The following is a 23,066-nucleotide window of genomic DNA, read 5'->3' on the forward strand; positions in this document are numbered from 1 at the left end:
ATGAAGTGCTTAGTTGTGAGTGATAGTCATGGAGATCGTGATATATTAGAATCTATTTTAGTACATAATAAAAATCAAGTTGATGTATTTTTTCATTGTGGCGATTCAGAATTAGAAGCAAATGATCCGCTTTTTAATAAATTTGATGGTGTCCTAGGAAACATGGATTTTGATATGAATTTTCCAGAAGAATTAGTTGAAATTGTGAGCGGGGAAACTATCTATCTCTCTCACGGGCATCTGACTAACGTTAAAACAGGACTGTTCACACTTGAATTAAAAGCTAAGGCTAATCATGCTAAATTCGTATTTTTTGGACATACTCATGAATTAGGATGTGAGATGACTGACGATGGCGTATTAATTTTAAATCCTGGGAGCATTAGTCTTCCTAGAGGGATGTATCAAGGGATTGGTGGAACATATGCGATAGTAGAAGCAAACGAAAAAAATGTTCACGTCTCATATTTCACTAGACAGCATAAATTAATACCAGAATTAACTTGCGAGTTTAAACGTAAATAGCGAAAAAAAACCTCTAAACGAATTTTATCGTTTAGAGGTTTTTAAAATTTAAGCTAGCATAAAAAGTGATTTGTATAGGAAAACGGCACAAATGCCGGCTGCAATTGGTGCAACGACTGGGACCCAACTATAATCCCATTGTGAGTTACCTTTATTTTTAAGAGGTAATAGTTGATGTAGTAAACGTGGAGCAAGATCACGAGCTGGGTTTAGGGCTGGGCCAGTTGCGCCACCCAATGATGCAACTAATACAAGGACTAAGAAACCTAATCCGAGATGAGCTGTTCCGAGGTTATCGGAGAAAAATGGTGCTTTTGTAATACCAATGGCGCCAAATATCAAAATGAAAGTACCAACAAATTCATTAATAAAACCATTTAATTTACTTTGAGCGGCATCAATAGTTGAGAAAGTACCTAAAATACGTTCAGGATCAGTTGTTTGATCATAGTAAGGTTTGTAGGCTGCAACAACAATAGCTTGTCCAACGAATGCACCTAAAAATTGTACTGTCATGTAGGGAAGTACTTCACCCCATGGGAACAAACCAGAAAAAGCTAATCCTAAAGTGAAAGCTGGATTAATATGATTTGCTGAAATACTACCAAAGATTAAGGCGGGAATCATAACACCGAATCCATAACCGAAGGCGATTAAAGCCCAATCACTACCATGTCCTTTTGTATGCCCAAGTTCGACATTGGCCACCGAACCATTACCTAAAATAACCATAATTGCTGTACCAATAAATTCTGCAGCTAATCTTGTTGTTAATGTATAATCCATTGTATCCTCCTATTTTTGTTCGCAATATTTATTATGTTACCAATATTGCGAACAAATGTAAATATTTATTAATAATTGGCTCGATTTTTAAAAAAAATTAGTGTCTGCGTTCAATTTATTATAAAATAGGAGTTGTTCTAAAAGTTTGGAAGGAGGACCTATTGAATGATAGCTAAGTCTATTGAAAAAATGTTATCCGAAAACCAGGAACACTTTTTAATTCCAGCTGAAATTGTTGCTAATGTACAAGAAAATAACTTCCTGGATCACGCACTATTGGTTTTAACAAAAGTTCATTATGCTAAAATTCCCGTTTTAGATAATGATTATAAGTTTAAAGGATTGTTATCCTTGTCTATGATTACTGAGACAATGTTAGGATTAGATGAATTGGATGTCAGCCGATTACACGAAGTTCGTGTTAAAGATGTTATGGAAACTGATATTCCCACTATTCAAGATCCTTACGATATTGAGAATGTTTTGCACTTACTTGTGGACCATCCCTTTTTATCAGTTGTTTCTTCTGAGGGCAGTTTTACAGGTATCGTGACACGTCGTGAGCTTATGAAAAGTATGAATCATATTGCTCATGAATTTGAAAAAGAGTATATAGTTCAAGATATTGAAACTAAAGAAAGAAAATAAATAATATGAAATATTAGGAGAATGATGATGGCAAATTTAGATGCACACGAAATTATTAATTTTATTAGCACTTCAAAAAAGAAAACACCCGTTAAGGTATATATTAAAGGGGATTTAGTTGAAATCGATGTACCAGATACGATAGAAGACTACTTAAATGATAAAGCTGGCGTTTTATTTGGTGATTGGGCAGATATTGAACCTTTCCTAAATGAAAATTCAAAAATTGTAAGTTCTCATATTGAAAATGAAACTCGTAATTCAGCTGTTCCGTTATTAGATTTAAAAAAGATTAATGCACGTATTGAACCAGGTGCAGTTATTCGCGATCAAGTTTTAATTGGCGATAACGCTGTTATCATGATGGGCGCTATCATTAATATTGGTGCTGAAATTGGTAAGGGAACAATGATTGATATGGGTGCTGTTTTAGGTGGTCGTGCAATTGTTGGAGATAATTGTCATATTGGTGCTGGAACAGTACTTGCTGGGGTTGTCGAACCACCTTCAGCAACACCTGTTATTATTGAAGATGACGTTTTAATTGGTGGAAATGTTGTCGTGCTTGAAGGCGTTCGTGTTGGTAAAGGTGCCGTTGTTGGTGCTGGAGCTGTTGTTACTAAAGATGTTGCACCTTATACGGTAGTCGTAGGGATGCCCGCAAAAAAAGTTAAAGATATCGATGATAAAACAAAAGATAAAACAGAAATTTTAGCAGAGTTACGTAATATCTAGAAATAAATTGAAACGAGGGAACAGATAGAAATGAGTTTAACAACTGAAGAACTAATTAAAATCAGACGGGACTTACACCAAATTCCGGAAATTGGATTAGAAGAATTTGAAACTCAAGCCTATCTACTGAACTTAATTTCAAAATTTAATCAAAGTTTTATAGTAATTAAAACAGTTGAAACTGGTATTTTAGTTCGAGTAGTTGGTTCTATTGGCGGGTATACAATTGGATATCGGACTGATATTGACGGACTACCTGTTACTGAAAAGACAGGACTGCCATTTTCATCACGGAATGAAGGTAGAATGCATGCTTGTGGGCATGATATTCATATGACGGTTGCGCTCGGAATTCTAAATTACTTTTCTGAAAATCAACCAACAGTAAATATGACTTTTATCTTTCAACCAGCAGAAGAAAATGCCAGTGGTGGTAAGCGACTCTATGAGAGTGGATTATTAGATGAGTGGATGCCTGATGAAATTTATGCATTCCATGATAATCCACAATTACCTGCTGGAACAATTGGAACTCGATTAGGCACTTTGTTCGCAGGTACGTGTGAAATTCATGCACACCTAGCCGGAAAAAGTGGACATGCTGCATACCCACATCAGGCTAATGACATGGTAGTTGCTGGTGCACAGTTGGTCACGCAATTACAAACGATTATCAGTCGAAATGTCGATCCAATACAATCTGGAGTTGTTACGTTGGGTCAATTTACTGCTGGAACGACTGGTAATGTTATTGCTGGTGAAGCACAGATTAATGGAACAATTCGTGCGTTAACACAAGAAATGAATTTATTGATTCAAAAACGTGTTAAAACAATTTGTGAGGGTATCGCATTAATGTACGATTGCGAAGTAGAATTAAACCTCATTCAAGGTGGTTATCTACCTGTTGAAAATGATGATAGCAGGACTGAAAACTTTATTCGATTTATGAAAAACGATCCAGAAGTTTCATTTGTTGAAACACAACCTGCAATGACGGGAGAAGATTTTGGATTTTTATTGTCTAAAATACCTGGAACAATGTTTTGGTTGGGTGTAGATAGTCCTTACTCGCTACATTCTGAATTTTTGGCGCCTAAAGAAGCTGCAATTGATGCAGGTGTTCTTGCAATGGTCCATTTTTTGACAGATAGAGATCAACAAATAAGAAACTAAAAAATGACTCAATTATGATTTCATAATTGAGTCATTTTTTAGTTAAGTGAGATAGGTGAGTTTAAGACATGTATTTGAGCATCATTTAAAGCCGTTAGATAACCGGCAAGAAATGTCCGTTGAGTAGATGCCTGTTCACCATTTAAAGTGAACACAACGACTCTAAAGACCAAATTTCCTTTGCCAAGATCAACTAGACCTAAAATATTTGGTCCATCTTTAATTTCGGGATGAAGTGGGACTAACTTTTCATTAACGTTCTGTACAATATGGGTGATTTTATCCACATCGTCAGTGACATCAATTCGGATATCGATAACTGCTCGCATATTATTGCGAGATAAATTACTGACAATTGTGATATTTCTATTTGGGACAAAATGCAAAATACCATCATAGTCTTCAATTTGAGTCGTACGTAGGCCGACAGCCACGATAGGACCCTCAATTGAATCAATTCTAACGATATCTCCAACATCGAATTGTTGTTCTAAAAGAATAAAGAATCCAGTGACGACATCAGTTACGAATCCTTGTGCGCCAAGACCTAAAGCAACACTTAAGATTCCGGCACCTGCAATTAAGGTACCAACGGGAACACCGAGCACCGACAGAATAGCGTAAAGATAAAAAAATAACATAATATAGTGAAAAATATTTGATGTTAGTGAATTGATTGTTTCAACTCTATTTGTTGAATATCTATCGGATCCTCGATATTGATTAAATGTCCGACGAATGATTTTTTTTCCAATCCAATTTATAAGGATAAATAGAAAAGAAAAGAAAACAAGAGAAAAAACTAGTTCAACTAGGTTACTAATAATGGCATCCCAATCGATATGAGCTATGTAACGTGAAAGGAAAGTACTTTGTTTTGTAACGGTTTTTAGTAATGTCCCTAAAAGTAAATTGTCCTTTGTGAAATGCTCTAAAAAAAGATTGTTTAAAATGGCGATCACCCCTAAATTAATTTATTGATATCATCATAGCAAACATGTGGGCTAATGTGTAATTTAAATACAAAACTGTCGTATGTTATCAATTGCAGTTTTTAGGTTCGAATGCTATCCTATAAGTAGATTTTGAATTAATGTACGTAAGTAAATAGGAGGAATTATTATGACAGGTGGACAAATTGCAGGATTAATTGCCGCTGTTGCTTTCGCGGTCTTAGTCCTATTCATTATTTTCGTTCTTATGAGAATGATGAGAACACTCGGAGAAGTGAATAAAAGTATTTCATCTATTACCAGCGATGTTGATGGCTTATCAAATGAAGTTGAGAATATACTCGTAAAATCAAATATTTTATTAGACGATGTAAATGGTAAAGTAGCAACAATTGATCCTTTATTTCAGGCTGTTGCTGATTTGAGTGAAAGTGTGTCTGATTTGAATGATGCAAGTCGAGGATTAATGACACACGTTTCAGCGACGTCAAAGAGGGCTAAAGATTCTTCAGCTTTCATTAATGTTGGTAAAAAGGCATTTAGTTTTTATAAAAATAGAAAAGTTTAAAACAAGGAGGGGTTTGTTATGTCAAAAAAATTTTTATTAGGATTGGTAGTTACAGGTGGGGTTGCCGCGTATACAGCTTCTAAATTAATTTCTGAAAAAACGAAACAAGATATTAAAGAACATTTGGAAGAAAAAGCTTTAGATGTACGTGATCGCGTGTTAGAGTATAAGGCTTACGCTGAAGACGCTAGTATTGATTTAAAAGATAAAATGGTTGATTTTGATGAAATGAAAAATAATCTAAGTGATAAATTTTCTGAAAAAAGTGAATTATTAATGAGCCAGGATGCGTATGTTAATGCTAAAGATGCATTAATTAATGCAAAGAACGATTTGAAAAACAAATTAGCTATGGAATCAGACGATATATTTGAACAAATGACTGATTTAACAGATGAGTTTTCAGACTTAGCTGAAGAAGACATCTATGTTGATAGCAAGAGTGCTTTTGGCGAAGCTAAAGATGCTGATGCTGCAGAAGGCAAAGCTGAAACAATTTATCCAGATGGATGGACAGGCGAAAAATAAAAGTAAAATGAGTACCACAATTTTTAATGCGAACTATTTGAATTAATTAACTTTAAAATAATAGGTAACCACATGTTGTTCGAAAAGGAGTAGCATATGGTTACCTATTATTTTAGTTAAGACTCGTAGTTTATGGAATATTTAAAAATAAAAACCCCTAAAGTTTTCTAACTTTAGGGGTTTTTATTTTTATTAGTGTAGTTCAATTGTTTTTAATGTTTTTGGTGTAACTGTAAATGGTTCATTACCGTTTTCAGTTAGATAAATGCAGTCTTCAATACGAACGCCAGCAACGCCTGGAATGTAAATACCAGGTTCTATTGAGAAACACATACCTGGTTTAAGTTCCATTTTATTTCCTTCCATAATTGAAGGGAATTCATGTTCACTTTGTCCCATACCATGACCAAGGCGATGAATAAAGTAGTCACCATAACCAGCCTTGACGATGACATCACGAGCAATTTTATCTAAATCTTCCGCAATCATACCTGGTTTAGCAGCAGATTGCGCTTTTAATTGCGCTTCAAGACAAACTTTGTGAATTTCTAATGCTTTTTCATTTGGTTTACCGAATGCTACAGTACGACTAGCATCTGAAATATAACCATCTGAGATAACACCTAAATCAAATAATGTTAAAGCATTTGATTGGATAAGATCCTTTTTTGCAAATCCATGAGGTTCAGCGGCATTTTTTCCACTTTGAACAATAGTGTCAAAGCTCATATGCATGATTCCTTTTTTCATCATTGCATATTCAATTTCTGCAACAACATCTTGTTCAGTTCTGCCTTCTTGAAGAGCGTTAAAGCCAACTTCAAAAGCAACATCTGCCCATTTTCCAGCAATTTTTAATTTTTCAATTTCGTCTGGTGTTTTAATTACTTTAAGTGTTTCGATAAAGCTTGTTGCATCAGCTACAAATTCAGCACTTGGGAAGATACGACTAATAGCATCATATCTTTCAACTGTTAGGCTGCCTTTTTCAATAGCCCATTTCTTTGGTGAATTTTTACGTTTATTTATTTCACTTTGTATGATTGCGAAAGCATCTTCGTGATCAAGATAACCATAAACGGGATATTTCCAGCCGGTATCTTTGGCAGCTTCGACTTCAAGAGCGGGTGTGAATAAAAATGGGTCTTGATCAGGAAATACAAAGAGAGCTAAAACGCGCTCAATAGGATCACTTTCAAAACCGGTAAAATATTGAATACTCATTGGATCGTTGATATAAGCAATGTCAGTACCATTATTGGCAAGCCATTGTTGTAAAGATGCAATATGTGACATGAAATCTCTCCCTTTACAATAGTATACTGTATTATAGCATAAGTAAGACATAACAATTAAATATTGAAATTTTCATAACAATTAAAAATTGAAATTTTCATAATATAAAAATTATTTTCATGAAAATAAGGTAAAAACGCTTGCAATTGTCTTAAAAATTTGCTAAATTATTCTAGTGCTTGAAAACGGAATGAAAACTTGATATTTAAGTAATGAGAGGAAATAATACTAATGGATAAACAAACAATTACAATTTATGACGTAGCAAGAGAAGCAGCTGTTTCAATGGCAACTGTTTCACGTGTGGTTAACGGTAACCCTAACGTTAAACCTGCAACAAGAAAAAAAGTTTTGGAAGTTATTGATCGACTTGATTACAGACCTAATGCTGTTGCTAGAGGATTGGCAAGTAAGAAAACGACAACAGTTGGGGTTATTATTCCCGATGTAACTAATATTTACTTTTCATCATTAGCTCGTGGAATTGATGATGTTGCAACAATGTATAAATATAATATTATTTTAGCTAACTCTGATCAAAATGGTCAAAAAGAAGTGCAAGTATTAAATACATTATTAGCTAAACAAGTTGATGGTATTATTTTTATGGGAAATCAAATTACTGATGAATTACGTGCTGAACTTAAGAGAAGTCGTACACCAGTTGTCCTTTCAGGTTCAGTTGATCCTACTGGAGAATTAGGTAGTGTTAATATTGATTATATTGCAGCTGTAATGGAATCAGTAACGGATCTAATTAATAATGGCAATAAACGTATTGCATTTGTTTCAGGTTCAATGGATGAACCCATTAATGGCGAATACCGACTAAAAGGCTATAAATTAGCTCTTGAAAAAGCCGGAATAAAATTTGATCAAGACTTAATTTTTGAAACAGATTATTCATATCGAGCTGGCGAAACCTTATGGCCAGCAATTTCTTCAAGTCATGCAACTGCTGCTTTTGTTGGTGATGATGAATTAGCTGTTGGTGTTTTGAATGGTGCTCGAGATGCTGGTTTGAGTGTACCCGAAGATTTTGAAATTATTACAAGTAATGATTCAAAATTGACTGAGATTGTTAGACCCAAATTATCTTCAATAACACAACCTTTATACGATTTAGGGGCTGTATCTATGAGATTATTAACAAAATTAATGGATAAAGAAGAAGTTAGTGAAAAAACAATCCAATTACCATATGGCTTAATTAAGCGTTCTTCAACAAAATAATATAATAAAAAACTTGGTTTTCTAAATTATATTTGGAAAATCAAGTTTTTATTATACTTGGATGGGAAATTTTATGAAAAATAAAAATAATATTTACTTTGTTTTAGCCTTATTAATTATTGTAATTCTGTTTATTAGTTCTTCGGAAACGTACAAGCAGCAGACATCTATTCCTTTTTTAGAAAAGTATTTAGCTGGTAAACCATTTGAAAGTATGTTGTCACATATTTCATTTAGTTATGCTGGAGCAGATGAAAGTTTTAACCATGTTGGTTATTTTAAATTAGTTGAGTTTTTCATCCGTAAAACTGCTCATTTTATGACATATTTCTTTATGGCTAGCTTCATATTCTTGGGAGTGAAAAATAAAATTAAGTATTGGCGTTACAGTGGGCTTATTGCAGTTGCTTGTGCAGCGCTATATGCAGGACTTGATGAAATTCACCAAAGTTTTACAGGTGGCAGAACGCCCTTAATCCAAGATGTTTTACTTGATACAATTGGTGCAACAACAGGTGTAATTTTGACGATATTAATTTTAATGTACTATCGGCACAAAAAAGCTAAAGAAAACTAGTTCAGTCCTATTCTCGTGAAGAAGGTTGATATTAAGCTATTATTTTGATATCATAATAAACGGTTAAAAGTAAAAATTCAGAAACATTTCGGAAAGAGGTAGGGAATTATGTCAGGACATTCAAAATGGAATAACATCCAAGGTCGTAAAAATGCACAAGATGCTAAACGTGGTAAAATTTTCCAAAAATTATCGAGAGAAATTTACATGGCTGCAAAAAGTGGTGGTCCTGATCCCGATTCGAACCCCTCATTACGTTTGATGCTTGATAAAGCTAAAGCTGCAAATATGCCAAAAGATAATATTAAACGTGCTATTGATAAAGCGTCTGGTTCAGAAGGTGCAGATTATGAAGAAATTACATATGAAGGCTATGCACCTGGTGGCGTTGCCATCTTAGTTCATACCTTGACGGATAATCGTAATCGGACTGCTTCAGAAGTTCGTATTGCATTTACACGTAATGGTGGAAATTTAGGAGAAACAGGTTCAGTTAATTACATGTTTGATCGTAAAGGTTACATCGTTATTTCTCGTGAAGAATTAGATACTGATGAAGATGCTATGTTTGAAGATGTTATTGATGCTGGTGCTGAGGATTTGAAAACATCAGAAGAATTATTTGAAATCTATACAGATTCAAAAGATTTACCAGATGTACGTGCTTCATTAGAAGCAAAGGGATACAAATTAGATACATTTGAATTAGTAATGATTCCTCAAAATCTAGTACCAGTACCGGAAGATAAAATTGAACAATTCCATCATATGATTGATGCATTGGAAGAAAATGATGATGTTTCAGAAGTGTTCCATGCTGGTGATATTGCAGACGAAGATTAAGATACTCTCTATAATAAAGAGATAAGTCATCTTAAAAAGTTAGAAATTAATTAAATATAAAAATATGAAAAGCCAAAATTAAATGTTTTGGCTTTTTTTGCGTACTTAAATATATGGAAAGGAGGGATATTGAGATGATTGAAACAGAAATACAAGAAATGATTAAAATATGTGTTAAAAACAGAGCAAGTGATATGTATATAATTCCAAGTGCCAAGGGATGCTTAGTTAAGTATCGAACGTTGAATAACTATCATAGCCTTAATGTATATTCAGAAAAAAAGATGATACAAATGAATAATTTTCTTAAATTTAAGGCAAATATGATTCTGAGCGAAACTAGGCGGCCGCAGTTTGGGACTTTTCAATGGCAGATAGAACATAAAAAGGTAAATTGCCGAATTTCGAGTGTTGGCGATTTTTTAGGTAGAGAATCGATTGTTATACGATTTATTTATTCGAATACCGATGTACCGTTACTTCAACTTTTACCAAATCAATTTCAGCAGTTGATAAATGCATGTGGGTCCAGTGGGCTAATTTTATTCTCAGGTCCAATGGGTTCAGGTAAGACAACGACAATGTACCAACTGGCTGAAATGATTCAGAATCAAAGAACAATATTAACTATTGAGGATCCAGTTGAAATTCAAAATCCTAATTTTATTCAATTACAGGTTAATGATAAAGCAAACATGACATATGCGGAATTATTAAAAGTTGGATTGAGGCACCATCCTGATATTTTTATTATCGGTGAAATCAGGGATGAAGTCACTGCCAATGCTGCAATTAAAGCTGCAATGAGTGGTCATTTAATTTTAAGTACCGTACATGCAAGAAATGCAGTAGGAACAATTAAACGACTTGAAAATCTTGGCGTTAGTCGAGATGATCTCAATAGAACGCTACAGGCAGTAAGTTATCAGCGATTAATTGAAACAACGAAAGGTGGAAGCGGTGTACTATTTGATATATTAACAGGTCAAAAGTTAGAGTCTGTTCTTGAAGGAACATTTAATCAAAAAATAGCTTTAGAAAGGTGGCATGATAACCTTGATCAATGTATTAAGAAAAATATTATTACAATTGAAACAGCAAATAATTTTAAATAGAAGAAAATGGTCAATTCAAAAACAAAGTGAATTTTTCGAAGTCTTGGCAGACTTATTAGATTCGGGATTTTCGCTCAGGCAATCTTTAACAACGGCGACTAAATTATTTCCAGTTGGGAAAATAGATATTCAAAAAATTGAATCCAAGTTAAGAAGTGGTGAACCCTTCTCAACAGGTATCAAGCCGTATATTTCAAAAAGTTCGTATTATCAAATTACGATTTCTGAAAAATATGGCGGATTAAATAAAAGTATTAAACAACTCGGAAAATTGATGACGGTTAGAGTAAAACAAAAGAAACAGTTAAAGCAACTCATGCAATACCCAATGATTCTGATGGGATTACTGGTTGTCTTATATATCGGAATCCAACAATTTATTTTGCCTGAAATAAATTATAGTCAGTTAGGTGCGTCATCAAATTCTAACTTTAAAATGATTTTAATGAAGAGTATTATCTCTGTCGTAATTAGTCTATTTATCGGATATATCATAAAAATTATCATTCGTGTTTCAAAACAAAGTACGATGAACAGGCATGTTTGGTATTGTCAGGTCCCCATAGTAGGTAAAATTTATCGGGATTATTGTCATTATTATTTAACATTTAATTTGGGTCTGCTTTTAGCAAGTGGTTTAAATTTGAATAAAATATGTGATTATTTAAATCAATTTGATCAAAAATCTTTACTATATCAGTTAGGTAAACAGTTAACGAATCATTTTGAAAATGGTGGGAGTACAAAACAAATGATCGATAAAAGTCCTTTATTTCCTAATGAGATAACGACATTTCTCGCAAAAGGTAATACGTTAGATGTGATGAGCCAAGAATTATTAATGTATTCGGAATTAACTTATCGTAAATTTGAGTCATCTGTCGAAAGAATCATGATTTATGTACAGCCAGTTGCATTCATAATTGTAGCGGCCTGTATTGTTGGGTTGTATTTAACAATATTATTACCTATGTATCAAACTATGGAGGAAATTCAATGAAAAAAAATAGAAAAAAATTAAAAGCATTTACGCTTGTTGAAATGCTATGTGTCTTATTTATTATCTCACTTCTAATGTTGATTATATTACCTAACATTGGACATCAAAGAGCAGGTGCTAAACGGGTTAATGATGAAGCGTTAGTTAGCGTCGTCCAAACGCAGGTTGATTTGTATGAAAATGAAACGCATAATAAATCGATAAATTTTGCTGATTTAGTTTCGGAAAAATATTTAACTGAAAAGCAAGAAAAGGAAGCAAAAGATAATCATATTATTATCTCGAATAATGTTGTTAAAACAGAAAACTAAATTTAAAGCATTTAGTTTATTTGAAATGCTTATTTCGTTGGCAATTACTAGTATTTGTGGTCTATTGCTAATGGGGCCAATGGATCAAGTACTTGCGATATCTAAAGAAAAACAATTTTGGCAAAATTTTGAACAACTTTGGCAAAGTGCAGTGGTAGAGGCACCGATGAATCGGATGCCTAATAGTATTAATTTTAATGATGATAAAATGACCATTATTAATGGCAATAGTAAAATTAAATTAGACTATCCGAAGACTGTGACAGTTAAAAATAGAGTAACGATAAAAATAAATAAAAGTGGGCAAATCACTGGTAAAACAGTTAATTTTAAATCCACATTACCAAATAGAAATCAAAAAATAGTATTTCAAATTGGGTGGGGTCAATTTATTAGAAAGGATGTCGAATAACGTGCGTAAAATGTCAGGAATTGTGTTAGCTGACGCTATTATGACTTTAACTATTGTCGCATCAGGTTTTGGATTATATGTACAGACCAATCACACATTACAGAAACAAGAAGATTATTGGAATCATAAAACAACAACTACAAGAAATCTGAAAGAAATCAGTAAATTATTAGTCATTCATCCGACAAGTAAATTATCAAAAATAGTTGATGGCGAATTACAATGTGCTACTATGTCTGAAATTCGAATTAAGTCTGAAAATGATTTAACAAGTATTAAATTGCAATGAAAAGTTTTTCTTTGTTAGAAACTATTATTGCATTAGGTATATTTATCATCTCTCTTAGTCTAATGACAACATGTTGGCACTTATGTACAAATGAACACCAAGAAATTAGCGGAGATAGAGATTTTTCGTTACAGCAATGTATCGGATTATTGGAGTCAGATCACTTAGATTTGAAGATAATAGATGTTGGTCAATATACAATTTCATTAAAAAATAATAAGACAGGAGCTCGCTACTATCTTAGTCAGCATAATGAAATGATACAGTTTATTGGATTTTCAGGAGGTCATATACCAATTTTATATCATGTGAAATCATTTTCGGTGGCATACGATGAACCAATTCTATTTTTAAAAATCAAACAAGAACACCAAAATAAGACTTTAAAATTGGTAATACCTATGGAAAAAAAGGATTAAGATGCGAAAAATCAAATTATTAAACGGACATTTAGTTGTATCAGCCATATTTTGTTTAATGTTATTAATTGGTTTGTTATTGGGACAACTGATATATTTCCAAGCAAAATTCACTAGTTATCAGAAAATATGCCAATATAATCAAGCAGAAACTATGAAAAACATGACTATTTTAAATCAAAAAGCAAAAAATCTAAAAGAAAAATATACTTATAATTATGGTGTTGTTGAATATCAAAAAGGAGCCTATCAGGTTATTTTGAAGAATGGTAATCGATATTCTTTTTCAGAAAAATGATAAAAAAGAAACTTAACTTGAATTGAGAATTAAAAATCGTTAAACTGAAACGAGCAAATAAATTCAAGGAGTGATTTTATGTCATTAGAAGAAATAGAAATGAACTTTAATCAGATTAATGAAACAATTGATATTTTACAAAAAAGTTTAGAAATCACTTATTTGGACGCATTTATTGAGACTAGCAATAATTTGTTAGATAATAAATCTGTACACGTAGAAGATGGATTACCAAGTGAGCAAGATGTAAAAATTTTGAATCAGATTTATAAAAAAATGAATTTGAATGCCTTATCGTCAGAAGATGTACGTAAAGTTGTACAGTTAGTTTTATTGAAGGCAACAAGACAAGAAAGTATTCAACCTAATCATCAAATAACACCAGATACAATTGGATTTTTAGTTGCATTTGTATTAGAAAAATTAATAAGTACAAAAAAATCGTTTAGTTTATTGGACATTACAGTGGGATCAGGGAACTTACTGACGACGATTTTGAATCAAATGGCTGCTGATAAGTTTGAGATTTCAAAAGCATACGGGATTGATAATGATGATACAATGTTATCAATTGCAGGGTTAAGTGGACAATTACAACACTTAAATTTAGAATTATTTCACCAAGATGCGGTTGATGACCTAATTGTAAAAAAATCTGATGTTGTTATTGCTGATTTACCAATTGGTTATTACCCTCTAGATGAAAGAGTTACCCATTTTGCTACACATGCAACTGAAGGTCATTCATATGTACATCATTTATTAATAGAACAATCAATCAAATACTTAAATGATGGCGGTTTTGGCATATACCTTGTTCCTACTGGTTTATTTGAAACAGAGGAAGCAAAAAAATTACTCGTTTACATTCAATCAAATGCATATCTTCAAGGTATGCTCAATTTACCTGTGGAATTATTTAGTTCAGCTAATTCACGTAAATCTATTTTGATTTTACAGAAACATGGCGAAGGTAGTAAACAAGTTGATGAAGTACTATTAGGTGATTTCCCATCACTAAAGGGTGAAGAACTATTTCAGAGCTTTGTTAAAACGTTAGATAAGTGGATAAAGGCCAACTTTAATAATAAGTAAAGTGACTCATATTTTGAGTCGCTTTTTTTATTTAATTATAAAAAGAATAATTTCTTTAGAAATTAACATGTGTCATGTATAATCTACTTAATTACTATAGAGGGAGTTTGATATTAATGGCAGAAAAAAGTTCAGAAGATCAGCATGTTAGAGGATTAAAAAGTCGACATGTTCAATTAATTGCAATTGGTGGAACAATTGGGACTGGTTTATTCTTGGGAGCAGGTCAATCTATTCATTTGGCTGGGCCATCTATTTTATTGGCATATATTATTACCGGAATTGCATGTTTTCTTTTAATGCGTTCGTTAGGTGAATTACTGTTATCGAATGTGAATGCACATTCATTTATTGATTTTATTTATGAATATCTAGGTGAAAAGGTTGGATTTGTTGCTGGATGGACATATTGGGTCTGTTGGGTAACAATTGCAATGACAGAAATTACCGCAGTCGGGTTATATATGAAATTTTGGTTTCCTAACTTGCCGCAATGGATTCCTGGTATGGTTATGCTCCTTATTCTTTTAGGAATAAATTTAGTTACAGTGGGATTATTCGGTGAAACAGAATTTTGGTTTGCACTCATTAAAATTATTGCCATTATTGTGTTGATATGTATTGGCGTGTATATGGTAGTGGTAAACTTTAAAACTTCAGCTGGGCATGCCAGTTTGACGAATTTAGTAAGTCACGGTGGATTTTTCCCCCAAGGAATTAAAGGATTTATTTTGTCATTTCAAATGGTACTGTTTAGTTTTGTCGGTATTGAAATGGTAGGATTAACAGCTGCAGAAACTGAAAACCCAACAAAGGTTATCCCAGAAGCAATTAATGAAATACCCTTAAGAATTATTTTGTTTTATGTAGGATCATTATTGGCAATTATGGCGATTTATCCTTGGAATATGATTTCGGAATCACAAAGTCCATTTGTTCAAGTATTTGAAAATATAGGGATAAAATCAGCAGCCAGCATTATTAATATTGTTGTAATTACAGCTGCAGCCTCAGCTTGTAATGGGTCTTTATTTAGTACAGGTAGAATGTTGTTCTCGCTTAATTATAATAAAAAAAATAAATTTTCTAAAAAAATTAGTAAGTTATCACATAATCAAGTACCTGCATTTGCATTACAATTTTCGACTCTTGTGATTGCAATTTCAGTCGTACTGAATATGTTTATGGCTGAATCGGTATTTACATTTATTTCAAGTATTGCAACGACTTGTTTCTTGTTCATTTGGGGAGCAATTGTAATTGCACATTTGAAGTATAGACGAAAAATAAAACTAGAAAAAACAGAATCAATGCTAGTATTTAAAATGCCTTTCTTTCCTGTTACAAATTATTTAATTCTATTATTTCTAACTTTTGTAGGTATTGTGCTATGCTTAAAACCTGATACATTAATTGCGCTGATTGCTTCAATTGGTTGGTTAATTGTACTCTATGTTATTAAAAGTGTTCAAATGAAGATGGAAAATTAAATTTTTGCTGAAAAGACCACGTGTGAGGGTCTTTTTTTGTATACTTAGGGCACAAATTAAAAGTAATTGTTGAAAATATTGTTTGATTTTGCTTCTAAAAACATTACAATTTAATAGTTAATTTCAGCGCGAGCAATACTATTTTCTGCATGCTATTTTTTGTAAAGGGTCATATAAATTCACTTGGACACGGTAAGCAGTATAATATAGGATATAGTATAACTAATAATGTTGAACCCACCTATTAGGAATTTGATGGTTAGAAAAGAACTTTAGGACAACCATAATAATATAGTTAGTGAAAAGAAAGTCAGTAAATAATCAAAATAAGGTGGATATAAACTAATGGAAAAAATAACGATTTTACATACAAATGATATTCATTCACATTTAGAAAATTGGCCTAAAATTAGGCGATTTTTACAATCTGAAAAAATAAAGCTTGAAAAACAAAATCAAACTGTTTTAACTTTTGATATTGGAGATGCAATTGATCGTGTGCACCCGTTGTCGGAAGCTACAAATGGCAAAGCCAATATTGAATTAATGAATACTGTAGCATATGATGCAGCGACAATTGGTAACAATGAAGGTATTGGTAATTCGCGAAGCCAATTACAACATTTATATGATAATGCAAAATTCGACATTATCCTTGATAACGTGGTAGATGGAGAAGTTAATAATCGTCCTGCATGGGCCAAAGAATATAAAATAATGGAAACTGCAGCTGGAACTAAAATTGGAATAATTGCCTTGACAGCACCATTTCCAATGACGTATGAGATGAATGGTTGGGAATCTAATCAAATTGATACCGTTTTACCTTCACTTTTAAAAAAAATAGCAGGTAAAGTAGATGTTATTATTTTGTTATCACATTTAGGTTTACCTGTAGATAGAAAAGTAGCTGCAAAGTATCCTCAGATAGATATTGTATTAGGAAGCCACACACATCATTTATTGAAATCCGGTGAAAAAGTTAATGAATCATTATTGGCCGCAGCTGGTAAGTGGGGGATGTACGTGGGCGAAGTAGCGATTGAACTTGAAAATCATAAAATTAGAAAAGAAGTTGCTAAAGTAATTGAAACAGAAAGTTTAGCAGAAGTTATAAGTGACCAAGACGAAATAGCAGAATATAGATTACGCGGAGAAAAAATTTTAACATCTGAAGTTGTTGCAAAATTGCCTGAAGATTTAGAAGCATCATGGACTAAAAATTCAGCATTAATGCAGACATCATTGAAAGCCATCGAAGCGGGTACAAAAACGGATATTGCAATGTTAAATGGTGGATTATTTTTGAAAAATTTACAAAAAGGATTTGTAACAAAAAATGACCTGCATCAAACACTGCCACACCCAATGCGGGTTATTACTGCTAAATTAACTGGTTATAATCTATGGCGATTAGTACAAGAAATTAAAAAGAATAGTTCATTTCTTAAGAAATTCCCAATTAAAGGGATGGGTTTTAGAGGCCAATTATTTGGTGAAGTAGTGATTGATGGACTGGTAGAACAAGAAAATGGGGACCTTATATATCATAACGAAAAAATTGACTTGGATGCATATTATACTATTGCAACAGTTGATCATTTTATGTATATACCGTTTTTTCCAACCATAGAAATAACCGGAGAAATTTCGATAAATGGCAAGAAATTTTTAAGAGATTACGTTGGGGACTATTTAAAACTAGAATTTTCTGTATAATGAAGTATGACTAAAGTTGTAAAAGGAGGTTTGAGATTTGAATCAAGCACAGAAAGAAAAGAGAGAACAGCAACTTGCAATAAAAGCAGAAAAAATTAAAGCTTATGCTAGTGATGTTGTTCGACAGAGTGAAACCCGAGTACTAATCGATAACCGTCCATATGATCTTGTTTCCAATTATAGAGATGGTTTTGAAATTGAAAAATTAACGGAACGATTTAGCCAAATTTTAACGAAATATGATTATATTGTTGGAGACTGGGGATATGATCAACTTCGATTAAGAGGTTTTTATAAAACCGAGAATAAAAAGGCATATCGGTCACAATGTATCGATACTCTTGAAGATTATTTATATGAATATTGTAATTTTGGATGTTCTTATTTTGTGTTGCACAATTTGGAAATTCAAAAACCTGAACCAATTTCTAATCCTAAAGAACGTAAAAAAACAGTTAAACCAGTTGGTAAGAAAAGAAAACCTGTAGTAAGGGCGCACACAACTGAAAAAAAATATCAAATAAAAAATAAAAAAACTAAAGTACCATTAAACAAGTCTAAACCAGTAAAACCACAAAAAAATAATTTAAAAACGGCAACAAAACGAACAAAGAAACACGAATTTGTAATTAGGCAAAAAGATAAAGCATAATTAAATAGGCAAGGTGATAATAATGGCATATAAAGGTTATATGATTGATTTAGATGGTACAATCTATCGAGGAAAAGAAAAAATTGCGGCAGCAAAACGATTTATCGAGTCTCTACAAGCAAGAAATATTGCATTTTTATTTGTGACTAATAATACGACTAAAATACCAGCTGATGTTGTCAATAATTTAGCAAATAATTTTGATATACATGTAACTGAGAAAGAAGTCTATACGGCGGCACTTGCAACTGCAGATTATCTAGATGCGTTAAACCCTGATAAAAGAAGTGTTTATATTATTGGTGAAAACGGATTAAAGAAAGCAATTATGGATAAAAAATTTATTATTGAGGAAACGACGCCTGATTATGTTGTTGTTGGGTTAGATTCCGATGTTACGTATCATAAATTTGAAATGGCAACTTTAGCAATCAAACGTGGTGCTAAATTTATTGGAACAAATGCTGATACTAATATTCCGAATGAACGTGGACTACTTCCTGGTGCTGGATCGCTGGTAAGGATGGTTGAATGTACAACACAACAAGAAGCTACTTATATTGGTAAACCTGAAACTATCATCATGGAAAAAGCCCTATCAAGACTTGGCTTGAAGAAAAGTGAAGTTGTGATGGTTGGAGATAACTACATGACAGATATTAAAGCCGGAATTAACTTTGGGGTTGATACAATGTTAGTCTATACGGGCGTTTCAACAAAAAACTTAGTGGCATCTAAAAAAGTTCAACCAACTATTCAATTGGATTCACTTGATGATTGGGACTTTGATAATGATAGAGCGCGTTAAAAAAATGGGACAGTGGCTAAGTTTATATCTAGCGATTGTCTCTTTTTCTATTATATTGGTAATTAATAGTACGTTTGTTTATAAAATTTTTATCAAGCAATCACATTTGAATAAAATTGTTGGGTTAAACCAATCAGAATTAATGTCTGATTATAATAATTTATTAGACTATTTTAACTATCCTTGGGTAAATAAAGTAAAAATGATATTGCCTTCATCATATAATGGGATGCAACATTATCATGATGTTAAACAATTGGTGCAGTTTAATTATGGTTGTTTTTTAATTTTAGGATTTATTGCAATAATATTTATTGGTCAATTAACAAAACAAAAGGAATTATGGAAATTGGTAAGACCTTTTCAGATGGCTATTACTGTTCCTTTTCTTAGTGTATTTTTACTTTTCTTTAATTTTGATCATTATTTTATACTATTTCATGAGCTCGTGTTTAGAAATAATGATTGGATATTTAATCCTAAACTAGATCCAATCATTTTGGCATTACCAGAAAATTTTTTTATGATTTGTTTTCTAATGGTCTTTTGTCTAATTGAGATGTTCTTTTTAGTTGGTATTTACTTTGGTAAGAGAGAAATTAAACGTAGTAATTAAAAAAACGAGACACCAGTGAAAATGGCGTCTCGTTTTTTTATTAGATTAAGATAGAAAGGGTGGGATATTAATAGCTAGTTATTTACTTAATTTTGACTTAATACCACTAAATACAGCTGGAATTAAGGAAATTAGTATGATTCCCAATACGACTAAAGAAAAATGTTCCTGTACGATTGCAATGTTTCCAAAGAAAAATCCAGCAGAACAACAAATGGTGACCCATGCAAATCCGCCAATTAGACTAAAGCGTAAGAAGCGAGAGTACTTAAATCCGCTACCACCAACGATGAAGGGAGCAAGCGTACGAATAATAGGCATGAATCTTGCTAAAATAATTGCGGGTCCACCATGTTTATTGAAAAATTGTTCTGTTTTATCGAGACTATCTTTGCTAATCATTTTATTAAATAATGAATGATCTGAAATTGAGTTCCCTACTTTTTTTCCAATAAAGAAATTTAGTGAGTCTCCCATGTACGCTGCAGCAAGAAAGAGGATTACAAATATCCAAATATTCAAATGATAAATTGAATTTGCTGCTAGAGCACTAGCTGCAAATAAAAGTGAATCACCAGGTAGGAAAGGTAAAATAACCGCTCCAGTTTCTATGAAGATAATAAAAAATAAGATAAGATAGGTCCAATTTCCAAAGTTGTTCACAATACTAATCAAGTGTGTGTCTATATGTAAAACAAAATCTATAAAAAAGTTTATGACAGACATAATATTAAATACCCCTTAAGTTCTATTTTTTTAATAATGTGGATTCATTAGTTGCGTACTATGAATAGTTCGATTAATATTTGGGTTTATAAAATTTAGGGCACTAGTTACGGCAGTCGGTGCTTCACCAAATCCTGAAGCAATTAGTGCTATTTTACCAGGGTATGAAACAATATCTCCTGCGGCAAAAACACCGGGAATGGAAGTTGCCATTTCAGAATTTACCGAGATTAGTTTCTTATCCATATTTATACCCCAAGCATTAATAATTTTATTATCGGATAAGTAGCCATAATTCACAAGTAAATTATCAACAATTATCGTTTTATTAAGATTATTTTTAGAATGTTTTAGCAAAATTTCAAGGCGACCATTCTTTTTAGAAAGTGATTGTATCGAAAAGGGAGTTTCAAATATAGTATCAGTTTTTTTGAGTTTTGTGACATTGTACTCTAGAGCTCTAAAGTTATCTCGACGGTGAATCATATGAATTTGTTTTGTAATGTTCGATAGCTCATTTGCCCAATCGATAGCAGAATCACCACCGCCAGCAATAGCAATTTGTTTATGAGAAAATTTAGAAAGGTCACTAATATTGTAAAATAATGATTCATTCTCGAATGTTGCTGAATTAGCAATATTTAATTTACGTGGCTGAAAAGAACCAATTCCAGCCGTAATAATAATTGTTCTACTATATGTAACCCGTTTAGAAGTTTGAATCCTAAAAATATCATTCTCTTTTTCGAAATTTAAGACGGTCTCATTTAATTTAACGTCAAAGTCAAATTGGTGAGCTTGCCTTGAAAGTTCCTTAATTAGATGTTCACCTGATATGCCAGTGAATCCAGCTATATCATATATTTTTTTCGTTGGATATAATGTACCAACTTGTCCACCAATGTCGGGAAGACTTTCAATAACTTGAGTTTTAGCTTGGCGCATGTGCGCATAAGTTGAAGTAAATAGTCCGATGGGTCCGGCACCAATGATAGTAATATCAAATATTTCATTTGTTGTCATAACAGTCTCCTAGCATTCCATTTAATAGCATTATAATAGTATAACGCATAAAAAATATAAAGTAATAGTAAAATAGAGTGAAATTGGGTACAATGGAATCAATAAAGTTTGAATAGGAGGAACATAGTTATGACATACCCACAATTAGACTTAGAACATGTAGTTGGACCAAAAGTTAAAATGATTACGAATTACGGTGATATAACGATTCAATTATTTCCAGAACAAGCACCTAAGACGGTAGAAAATTTCATTGGACTTTCAGAAAATGGATACTACAAAGACGTTATTTTTCATCGAGTGATTTCTGATTTTATGGTTCAATCTGGTGATCCAACAGGATCTGGAATGGGTGGTGAAAGTATTTGGGGTAAATCGTTTGCAGATGAATTTTCTTCTGAACTTTTTAACTTAAGAGGTGCTTTATCGATGGCTAATTCTGGACCATCAACAAATGGTAGTCAATTTTTTATTGTCCAAAATTCGAATGTTCCTGAACAGATGATTGGACAATTAAAGGATGCAAATTATCCTGAAGAGGTAGTCGTAGAATATAAAAAAGGTGGAACTCCTTGGTTAGATTTTCATCATACAGTATTTGGACAAGTTGTTAGTGGAATGGACATTGTTGATAAAATTGCGGGTGCAAAAACAGCTATGCAAGATAAACCAGTTGAACCAATTGTAATTGAAGATATGATAGTAACAAAATAAAGAGGATGAAAGTCCTTTTTATTTTGGCCGTTTTTACCGAAAGATTGAGGAGTATAAATGAAATATAGAATTGGACAAATTATTGTAGGAACTATAACAGGTATTCAATCATATGGTGCTTTTGTAACAATTGCGGATGGAGTTCAAGGCTTAATCCATATTTCGGAATGCCATAACGGTTATGTGGATAACATATTGAATTATTTAAAAATAAATGAAAAAATTACGGTTAGGATTATTGATATTGATGAATATAACAGTAAAATGAGTTTTTCAATTAGAAATTTTACTAAACAAAATAGTAATCTTAAAAGTACAGGTATTAAAATAAAACATAAATATTATTGGACAAATAGGTCTATAGATACAGGGTTTAAAGCAATAGATGATAAAATGGATTTTTGGATAAGCCAACAATTAAGAGATATTCACAGAAATAGACTTGACCAAGAAAAAGAAAGCTGATATATTTAATAAGTGCTATTGAGGCGATAATGAATATCGCAAATAA

The 23,066-nt window shown here is 32.4% G+C and carries 29 protein-coding genes; 24 read left to right on the forward strand and 5 right to left on the reverse strand.

Annotated features, from left to right (window positions below; all coding sequences use genetic code 11):
• On the forward strand, positions 1–525 hold the full coding sequence (locus AC1RO3_RS07190; RefSeq protein WP_481762414.1) for a YfcE family phosphodiesterase: 525 nt from the start codon (positions 1–3) through the stop codon (positions 523–525).
• A 48-nt stretch (positions 526–573) separates the two neighbouring features.
• Here the strand turns inward: AC1RO3_RS07190 and AC1RO3_RS07195 are convergent, their stop codons facing one another.
• Complete coding sequence (locus tag AC1RO3_RS07195) at positions 574–1,311, reverse strand: MIP/aquaporin family protein (protein ID WP_409022771.1); 738 nt, start codon at positions 1,309–1,311, stop codon at positions 574–576.
• 165 nt (positions 1,312–1,476) lie between these two features.
• Between AC1RO3_RS07195 and cbpB the strand changes: the two genes are divergently transcribed.
• Genes cbpB through AC1RO3_RS07210 form a run of 3 tightly spaced genes read left to right on the forward strand, consistent with a single transcriptional unit; the run spans position 1,477 to position 3,870 of the window.
• Positions 1,477–1,959 carry a cyclic-di-AMP-binding protein CbpB gene (gene cbpB, locus AC1RO3_RS07200; protein WP_481761827.1) on the forward strand — a complete coding sequence of 161 codons (483 nt, stop codon included), beginning with the start codon at positions 1,477–1,479 and terminating at the stop codon, positions 1,957–1,959.
• Positions 1,960–1,986: 27 nt separating this feature from the next.
• The gene (gene dapD, locus AC1RO3_RS07205) at positions 1,987–2,694 is read left to right on the forward strand and encodes a 2,3,4,5-tetrahydropyridine-2,6-dicarboxylate N-acetyltransferase (protein ID WP_481761826.1); all 708 of its coding nucleotides are present in this window, start codon (positions 1,987–1,989) and stop codon (positions 2,692–2,694) included.
• Positions 2,695–2,724: 30 nt separating this feature from the next.
• The gene (locus AC1RO3_RS07210; RefSeq protein WP_481761825.1) at positions 2,725–3,870 is read left to right on the forward strand and encodes an N-acetyldiaminopimelate deacetylase; all 1,146 of its coding nucleotides are present in this window, start codon (positions 2,725–2,727) and stop codon (positions 3,868–3,870) included.
• A gap of 38 nt (positions 3,871–3,908) precedes the next feature.
• Here the strand turns inward: AC1RO3_RS07210 and AC1RO3_RS07215 are convergent, their stop codons facing one another.
• Complete coding sequence (locus AC1RO3_RS07215; protein ID WP_481761862.1) at positions 3,909–4,829, reverse strand: mechanosensitive ion channel family protein; 921 nt, start codon at positions 4,827–4,829, stop codon at positions 3,909–3,911.
• Between the two features lie 163 nt (positions 4,830–4,992).
• Here AC1RO3_RS07215 and AC1RO3_RS07220 point away from each other — a divergent pair, with 163 nt between their 5' ends.
• Together AC1RO3_RS07220 and AC1RO3_RS07225 are read left to right on the forward strand one after the other, a co-directional pair.
• On the forward strand, positions 4,993–5,391 hold the full coding sequence (locus AC1RO3_RS07220; RefSeq protein ID WP_481761824.1) for a DUF948 domain-containing protein: 399 nt from the start codon (positions 4,993–4,995) through the stop codon (positions 5,389–5,391).
• Between the two features lie 18 nt (positions 5,392–5,409).
• Positions 5,410–5,919, forward strand: coding sequence for a hypothetical protein (locus tag AC1RO3_RS07225; protein ID WP_409022765.1), 510 nt, complete (start codon positions 5,410–5,412; stop codon positions 5,917–5,919).
• A 192-nt stretch (positions 5,920–6,111) separates the two neighbouring features.
• On the opposite strand, the gene AC1RO3_RS07230 is transcribed toward AC1RO3_RS07225, so the two are convergent.
• Positions 6,112–7,215: a M24 family metallopeptidase gene (locus tag AC1RO3_RS07230; protein WP_481761823.1), complete on the reverse strand. Its 1,104-nt coding sequence runs from the start codon at positions 7,213–7,215 to the stop codon at positions 6,112–6,114.
• 231 nt (positions 7,216–7,446) lie between these two features.
• Here AC1RO3_RS07230 and ccpA point away from each other — a divergent pair, with 231 nt between their 5' ends.
• From ccpA to AC1RO3_RS07310, 16 genes are all read left to right on the forward strand, one after another.
• Positions 7,447–8,448 (forward strand): catabolite control protein A, encoded by a 1,002-nt coding sequence (gene ccpA / locus AC1RO3_RS07235; RefSeq protein WP_409022763.1) that lies wholly within the window; start codon positions 7,447–7,449, stop codon positions 8,446–8,448.
• A gap of 73 nt (positions 8,449–8,521) precedes the next feature.
• On the forward strand, positions 8,522–9,025 hold the full coding sequence (locus AC1RO3_RS07240) for a VanZ family protein (RefSeq protein WP_481761822.1): 504 nt from the start codon (positions 8,522–8,524) through the stop codon (positions 9,023–9,025).
• 108 nt (positions 9,026–9,133) lie between these two features.
• Positions 9,134–9,868 carry a YebC/PmpR family DNA-binding transcriptional regulator gene (locus AC1RO3_RS07245; protein ID WP_481761821.1) on the forward strand — a complete coding sequence of 245 codons (735 nt, stop codon included), beginning with the start codon at positions 9,134–9,136 and terminating at the stop codon, positions 9,866–9,868.
• 134 nt (positions 9,869–10,002) lie between these two features.
• A complete protein-coding gene (gene comGA / locus AC1RO3_RS07250) occupies positions 10,003–10,983 on the forward strand; it encodes a competence type IV pilus ATPase ComGA (protein ID WP_481761820.1) in 981 nt (326 codons plus the stop codon).
• Positions 10,916–11,983, forward strand: coding sequence for a competence type IV pilus assembly protein ComGB (comGB, locus tag AC1RO3_RS07255; RefSeq protein ID WP_481763898.1), 1,068 nt, complete (start codon positions 10,916–10,918; stop codon positions 11,981–11,983). The genes comGA and comGB overlap by 68 nt, the downstream gene beginning before the upstream one ends.
• Positions 11,980–12,294 (forward strand): competence type IV pilus major pilin ComGC, encoded by a 315-nt coding sequence (comGC, locus tag AC1RO3_RS07260; protein ID WP_409022758.1) that lies wholly within the window; start codon positions 11,980–11,982, stop codon positions 12,292–12,294. The genes comGB and comGC overlap by 4 nt, the downstream gene beginning before the upstream one ends.
• Positions 12,272–12,706: a prepilin-type N-terminal cleavage/methylation domain-containing protein gene (locus AC1RO3_RS07265; RefSeq protein ID WP_409022757.1), complete on the forward strand. Its 435-nt coding sequence runs from the start codon at positions 12,272–12,274 to the stop codon at positions 12,704–12,706. Before comGC ends, AC1RO3_RS07265 begins: the two co-directional genes overlap by 23 nt.
• Before the next feature lies 1 nt (position 12,707).
• Positions 12,708–12,995, forward strand: coding sequence for a hypothetical protein (locus tag AC1RO3_RS07270; protein WP_409022756.1), 288 nt, complete (start codon positions 12,708–12,710; stop codon positions 12,993–12,995).
• Positions 12,992–13,414: a competence type IV pilus minor pilin ComGF gene (locus tag AC1RO3_RS07275; RefSeq protein WP_481761817.1), complete on the forward strand. Its 423-nt coding sequence runs from the start codon at positions 12,992–12,994 to the stop codon at positions 13,412–13,414. Before AC1RO3_RS07270 ends, AC1RO3_RS07275 begins: the two co-directional genes overlap by 4 nt.
• 1 nt (position 13,415) lies before the next feature.
• Entirely contained in the window at positions 13,416–13,712 is a 297-nt protein-coding gene (locus tag AC1RO3_RS07280) for a hypothetical protein (RefSeq protein WP_481761816.1), read from the forward strand.
• Positions 13,713–13,790: 78 nt separating this feature from the next.
• Positions 13,791–14,807, forward strand: a complete 1,017-nt coding sequence (locus tag AC1RO3_RS07285; protein WP_481761815.1) for a class I SAM-dependent methyltransferase — start codon at positions 13,791–13,793, stop codon at positions 14,805–14,807.
• A gap of 116 nt (positions 14,808–14,923) precedes the next feature.
• Positions 14,924–16,297 carry an amino acid permease gene (locus AC1RO3_RS07290; RefSeq protein WP_481761814.1) on the forward strand — a complete coding sequence of 458 codons (1,374 nt, stop codon included), beginning with the start codon at positions 14,924–14,926 and terminating at the stop codon, positions 16,295–16,297.
• Positions 16,298–16,642: 345 nt separating this feature from the next.
• Complete coding sequence (locus AC1RO3_RS07295; RefSeq protein WP_481761813.1) at positions 16,643–18,016, forward strand: bifunctional metallophosphatase/5'-nucleotidase; 1,374 nt, start codon at positions 16,643–16,645, stop codon at positions 18,014–18,016.
• A 37-nt stretch (positions 18,017–18,053) separates the two neighbouring features.
• Positions 18,054–18,668: a YutD family protein gene (locus AC1RO3_RS07300; RefSeq protein ID WP_481761812.1), complete on the forward strand. Its 615-nt coding sequence runs from the start codon at positions 18,054–18,056 to the stop codon at positions 18,666–18,668.
• 22 nt (positions 18,669–18,690) lie between these two features.
• Entirely contained in the window at positions 18,691–19,476 is a 786-nt protein-coding gene (locus AC1RO3_RS07305; protein ID WP_481761811.1) for a TIGR01457 family HAD-type hydrolase, read from the forward strand.
• Positions 19,460–20,092 carry a TIGR01906 family membrane protein gene (locus tag AC1RO3_RS07310; RefSeq protein WP_481762413.1) on the forward strand — a complete coding sequence of 211 codons (633 nt, stop codon included), beginning with the start codon at positions 19,460–19,462 and terminating at the stop codon, positions 20,090–20,092. Before AC1RO3_RS07305 ends, AC1RO3_RS07310 begins: the two co-directional genes overlap by 17 nt.
• A gap of 78 nt (positions 20,093–20,170) precedes the next feature.
• On the opposite strand, the gene AC1RO3_RS07315 is transcribed toward AC1RO3_RS07310, so the two are convergent.
• The gene (locus tag AC1RO3_RS07315; protein WP_481761861.1) at positions 20,171–20,809 is read right to left on the reverse strand and encodes a VTT domain-containing protein; all 639 of its coding nucleotides are present in this window, start codon (positions 20,807–20,809) and stop codon (positions 20,171–20,173) included.
• 39 nt (positions 20,810–20,848) lie between these two features.
• A complete protein-coding gene (locus AC1RO3_RS07320; protein WP_481761809.1) occupies positions 20,849–21,841 on the reverse strand; it encodes an NAD(P)/FAD-dependent oxidoreductase in 993 nt (330 codons plus the stop codon).
• A gap of 129 nt (positions 21,842–21,970) precedes the next feature.
• Here AC1RO3_RS07320 and AC1RO3_RS07325 point away from each other — a divergent pair, with 129 nt between their 5' ends.
• Both AC1RO3_RS07325 and AC1RO3_RS07330 read left to right on the forward strand, forming a co-directional pair.
• Positions 21,971–22,555 (forward strand): peptidylprolyl isomerase, encoded by a 585-nt coding sequence (locus AC1RO3_RS07325; protein ID WP_481761808.1) that lies wholly within the window; start codon positions 21,971–21,973, stop codon positions 22,553–22,555.
• A gap of 57 nt (positions 22,556–22,612) precedes the next feature.
• Entirely contained in the window at positions 22,613–23,020 is a 408-nt protein-coding gene (locus AC1RO3_RS07330) for a CvfD/Ygs/GSP13 family RNA-binding post-transcriptional regulator (protein ID WP_481761807.1), read from the forward strand.
• Positions 23,021–23,066: the final 46 nt, after the last annotated feature.

The organism is Dellaglioa sp. CoH-57-MRSF-19 (genome assembly GCF_056781975.1).

Bases quoted from the DNA above. Each gene is read 5' to 3' on its own strand.
- comGB (WP_481763898.1), top strand. From the start codon at position 10,916: ATGATAACCTTGATCAATGTATTAAGAAAAATATTATTACAATTGAAA.
- AC1RO3_RS07195 (WP_409022771.1), bottom strand. From the start codon at position 1,311: ATGGATTATACATTAACAACAAGATTAGCTGCAGAATTTATTGGTACA.
- AC1RO3_RS07290 (WP_481761814.1), top strand. From the start codon at position 14,924: ATGGCAGAAAAAAGTTCAGAAGATCAGCATGTTAGAGGATTAAAAAGT.
- AC1RO3_RS07245 (WP_481761821.1), top strand. From the start codon at position 9,134: ATGTCAGGACATTCAAAATGGAATAACATCCAAGGTCGTAAAAATGCA.
- AC1RO3_RS07305 (WP_481761811.1), top strand. From the start codon at position 18,691: ATGGCATATAAAGGTTATATGATTGATTTAGATGGTACAATCTATCGA.
- comGA (WP_481761820.1), top strand. From the start codon at position 10,003: ATGATTGAAACAGAAATACAAGAAATGATTAAAATATGTGTTAAAAAC.
- ccpA (WP_409022763.1), top strand. From the start codon at position 7,447: ATGGATAAACAAACAATTACAATTTATGACGTAGCAAGAGAAGCAGCT.
- AC1RO3_RS07325 (WP_481761808.1), top strand. From the start codon at position 21,971: ATGACATACCCACAATTAGACTTAGAACATGTAGTTGGACCAAAAGTT.
- AC1RO3_RS07225 (WP_409022765.1), top strand. From the start codon at position 5,410: ATGTCAAAAAAATTTTTATTAGGATTGGTAGTTACAGGTGGGGTTGCC.
- AC1RO3_RS07190 (WP_481762414.1), top strand. From the start codon at position 1: ATGAAGTGCTTAGTTGTGAGTGATAGTCATGGAGATCGTGATATATTA.
- dapD (WP_481761826.1), top strand. From the start codon at position 1,987: ATGGCAAATTTAGATGCACACGAAATTATTAATTTTATTAGCACTTCA.
- AC1RO3_RS07330 (WP_481761807.1), top strand. From the start codon at position 22,613: ATGAAATATAGAATTGGACAAATTATTGTAGGAACTATAACAGGTATT.
- AC1RO3_RS07280 (WP_481761816.1), top strand. From the start codon at position 13,416: ATGCGAAAAATCAAATTATTAAACGGACATTTAGTTGTATCAGCCATA.
- AC1RO3_RS07275 (WP_481761817.1), top strand. From the start codon at position 12,992: ATGAAAAGTTTTTCTTTGTTAGAAACTATTATTGCATTAGGTATATTT.
- AC1RO3_RS07220 (WP_481761824.1), top strand. From the start codon at position 4,993: ATGACAGGTGGACAAATTGCAGGATTAATTGCCGCTGTTGCTTTCGCG.
- comGC (WP_409022758.1), top strand. From the start codon at position 11,980: ATGAAAAAAAATAGAAAAAAATTAAAAGCATTTACGCTTGTTGAAATG.
- AC1RO3_RS07310 (WP_481762413.1), top strand. From the start codon at position 19,460: ATGATAGAGCGCGTTAAAAAAATGGGACAGTGGCTAAGTTTATATCTA.
- AC1RO3_RS07240 (WP_481761822.1), top strand. From the start codon at position 8,522: ATGAAAAATAAAAATAATATTTACTTTGTTTTAGCCTTATTAATTATT.
- AC1RO3_RS07210 (WP_481761825.1), top strand. From the start codon at position 2,725: ATGAGTTTAACAACTGAAGAACTAATTAAAATCAGACGGGACTTACAC.
- AC1RO3_RS07320 (WP_481761809.1), bottom strand. From the start codon at position 21,841: ATGACAACAAATGAAATATTTGATATTACTATCATTGGTGCCGGACCC.
- AC1RO3_RS07295 (WP_481761813.1), top strand. From the start codon at position 16,643: ATGGAAAAAATAACGATTTTACATACAAATGATATTCATTCACATTTA.
- AC1RO3_RS07265 (WP_409022757.1), top strand. From the start codon at position 12,272: ATGTTGTTAAAACAGAAAACTAAATTTAAAGCATTTAGTTTATTTGAA.
- cbpB (WP_481761827.1), top strand. From the start codon at position 1,477: ATGATAGCTAAGTCTATTGAAAAAATGTTATCCGAAAACCAGGAACAC.
- AC1RO3_RS07285 (WP_481761815.1), top strand. From the start codon at position 13,791: ATGTCATTAGAAGAAATAGAAATGAACTTTAATCAGATTAATGAAACA.
- AC1RO3_RS07230 (WP_481761823.1), bottom strand. From the start codon at position 7,215: ATGTCACATATTGCATCTTTACAACAATGGCTTGCCAATAATGGTACT.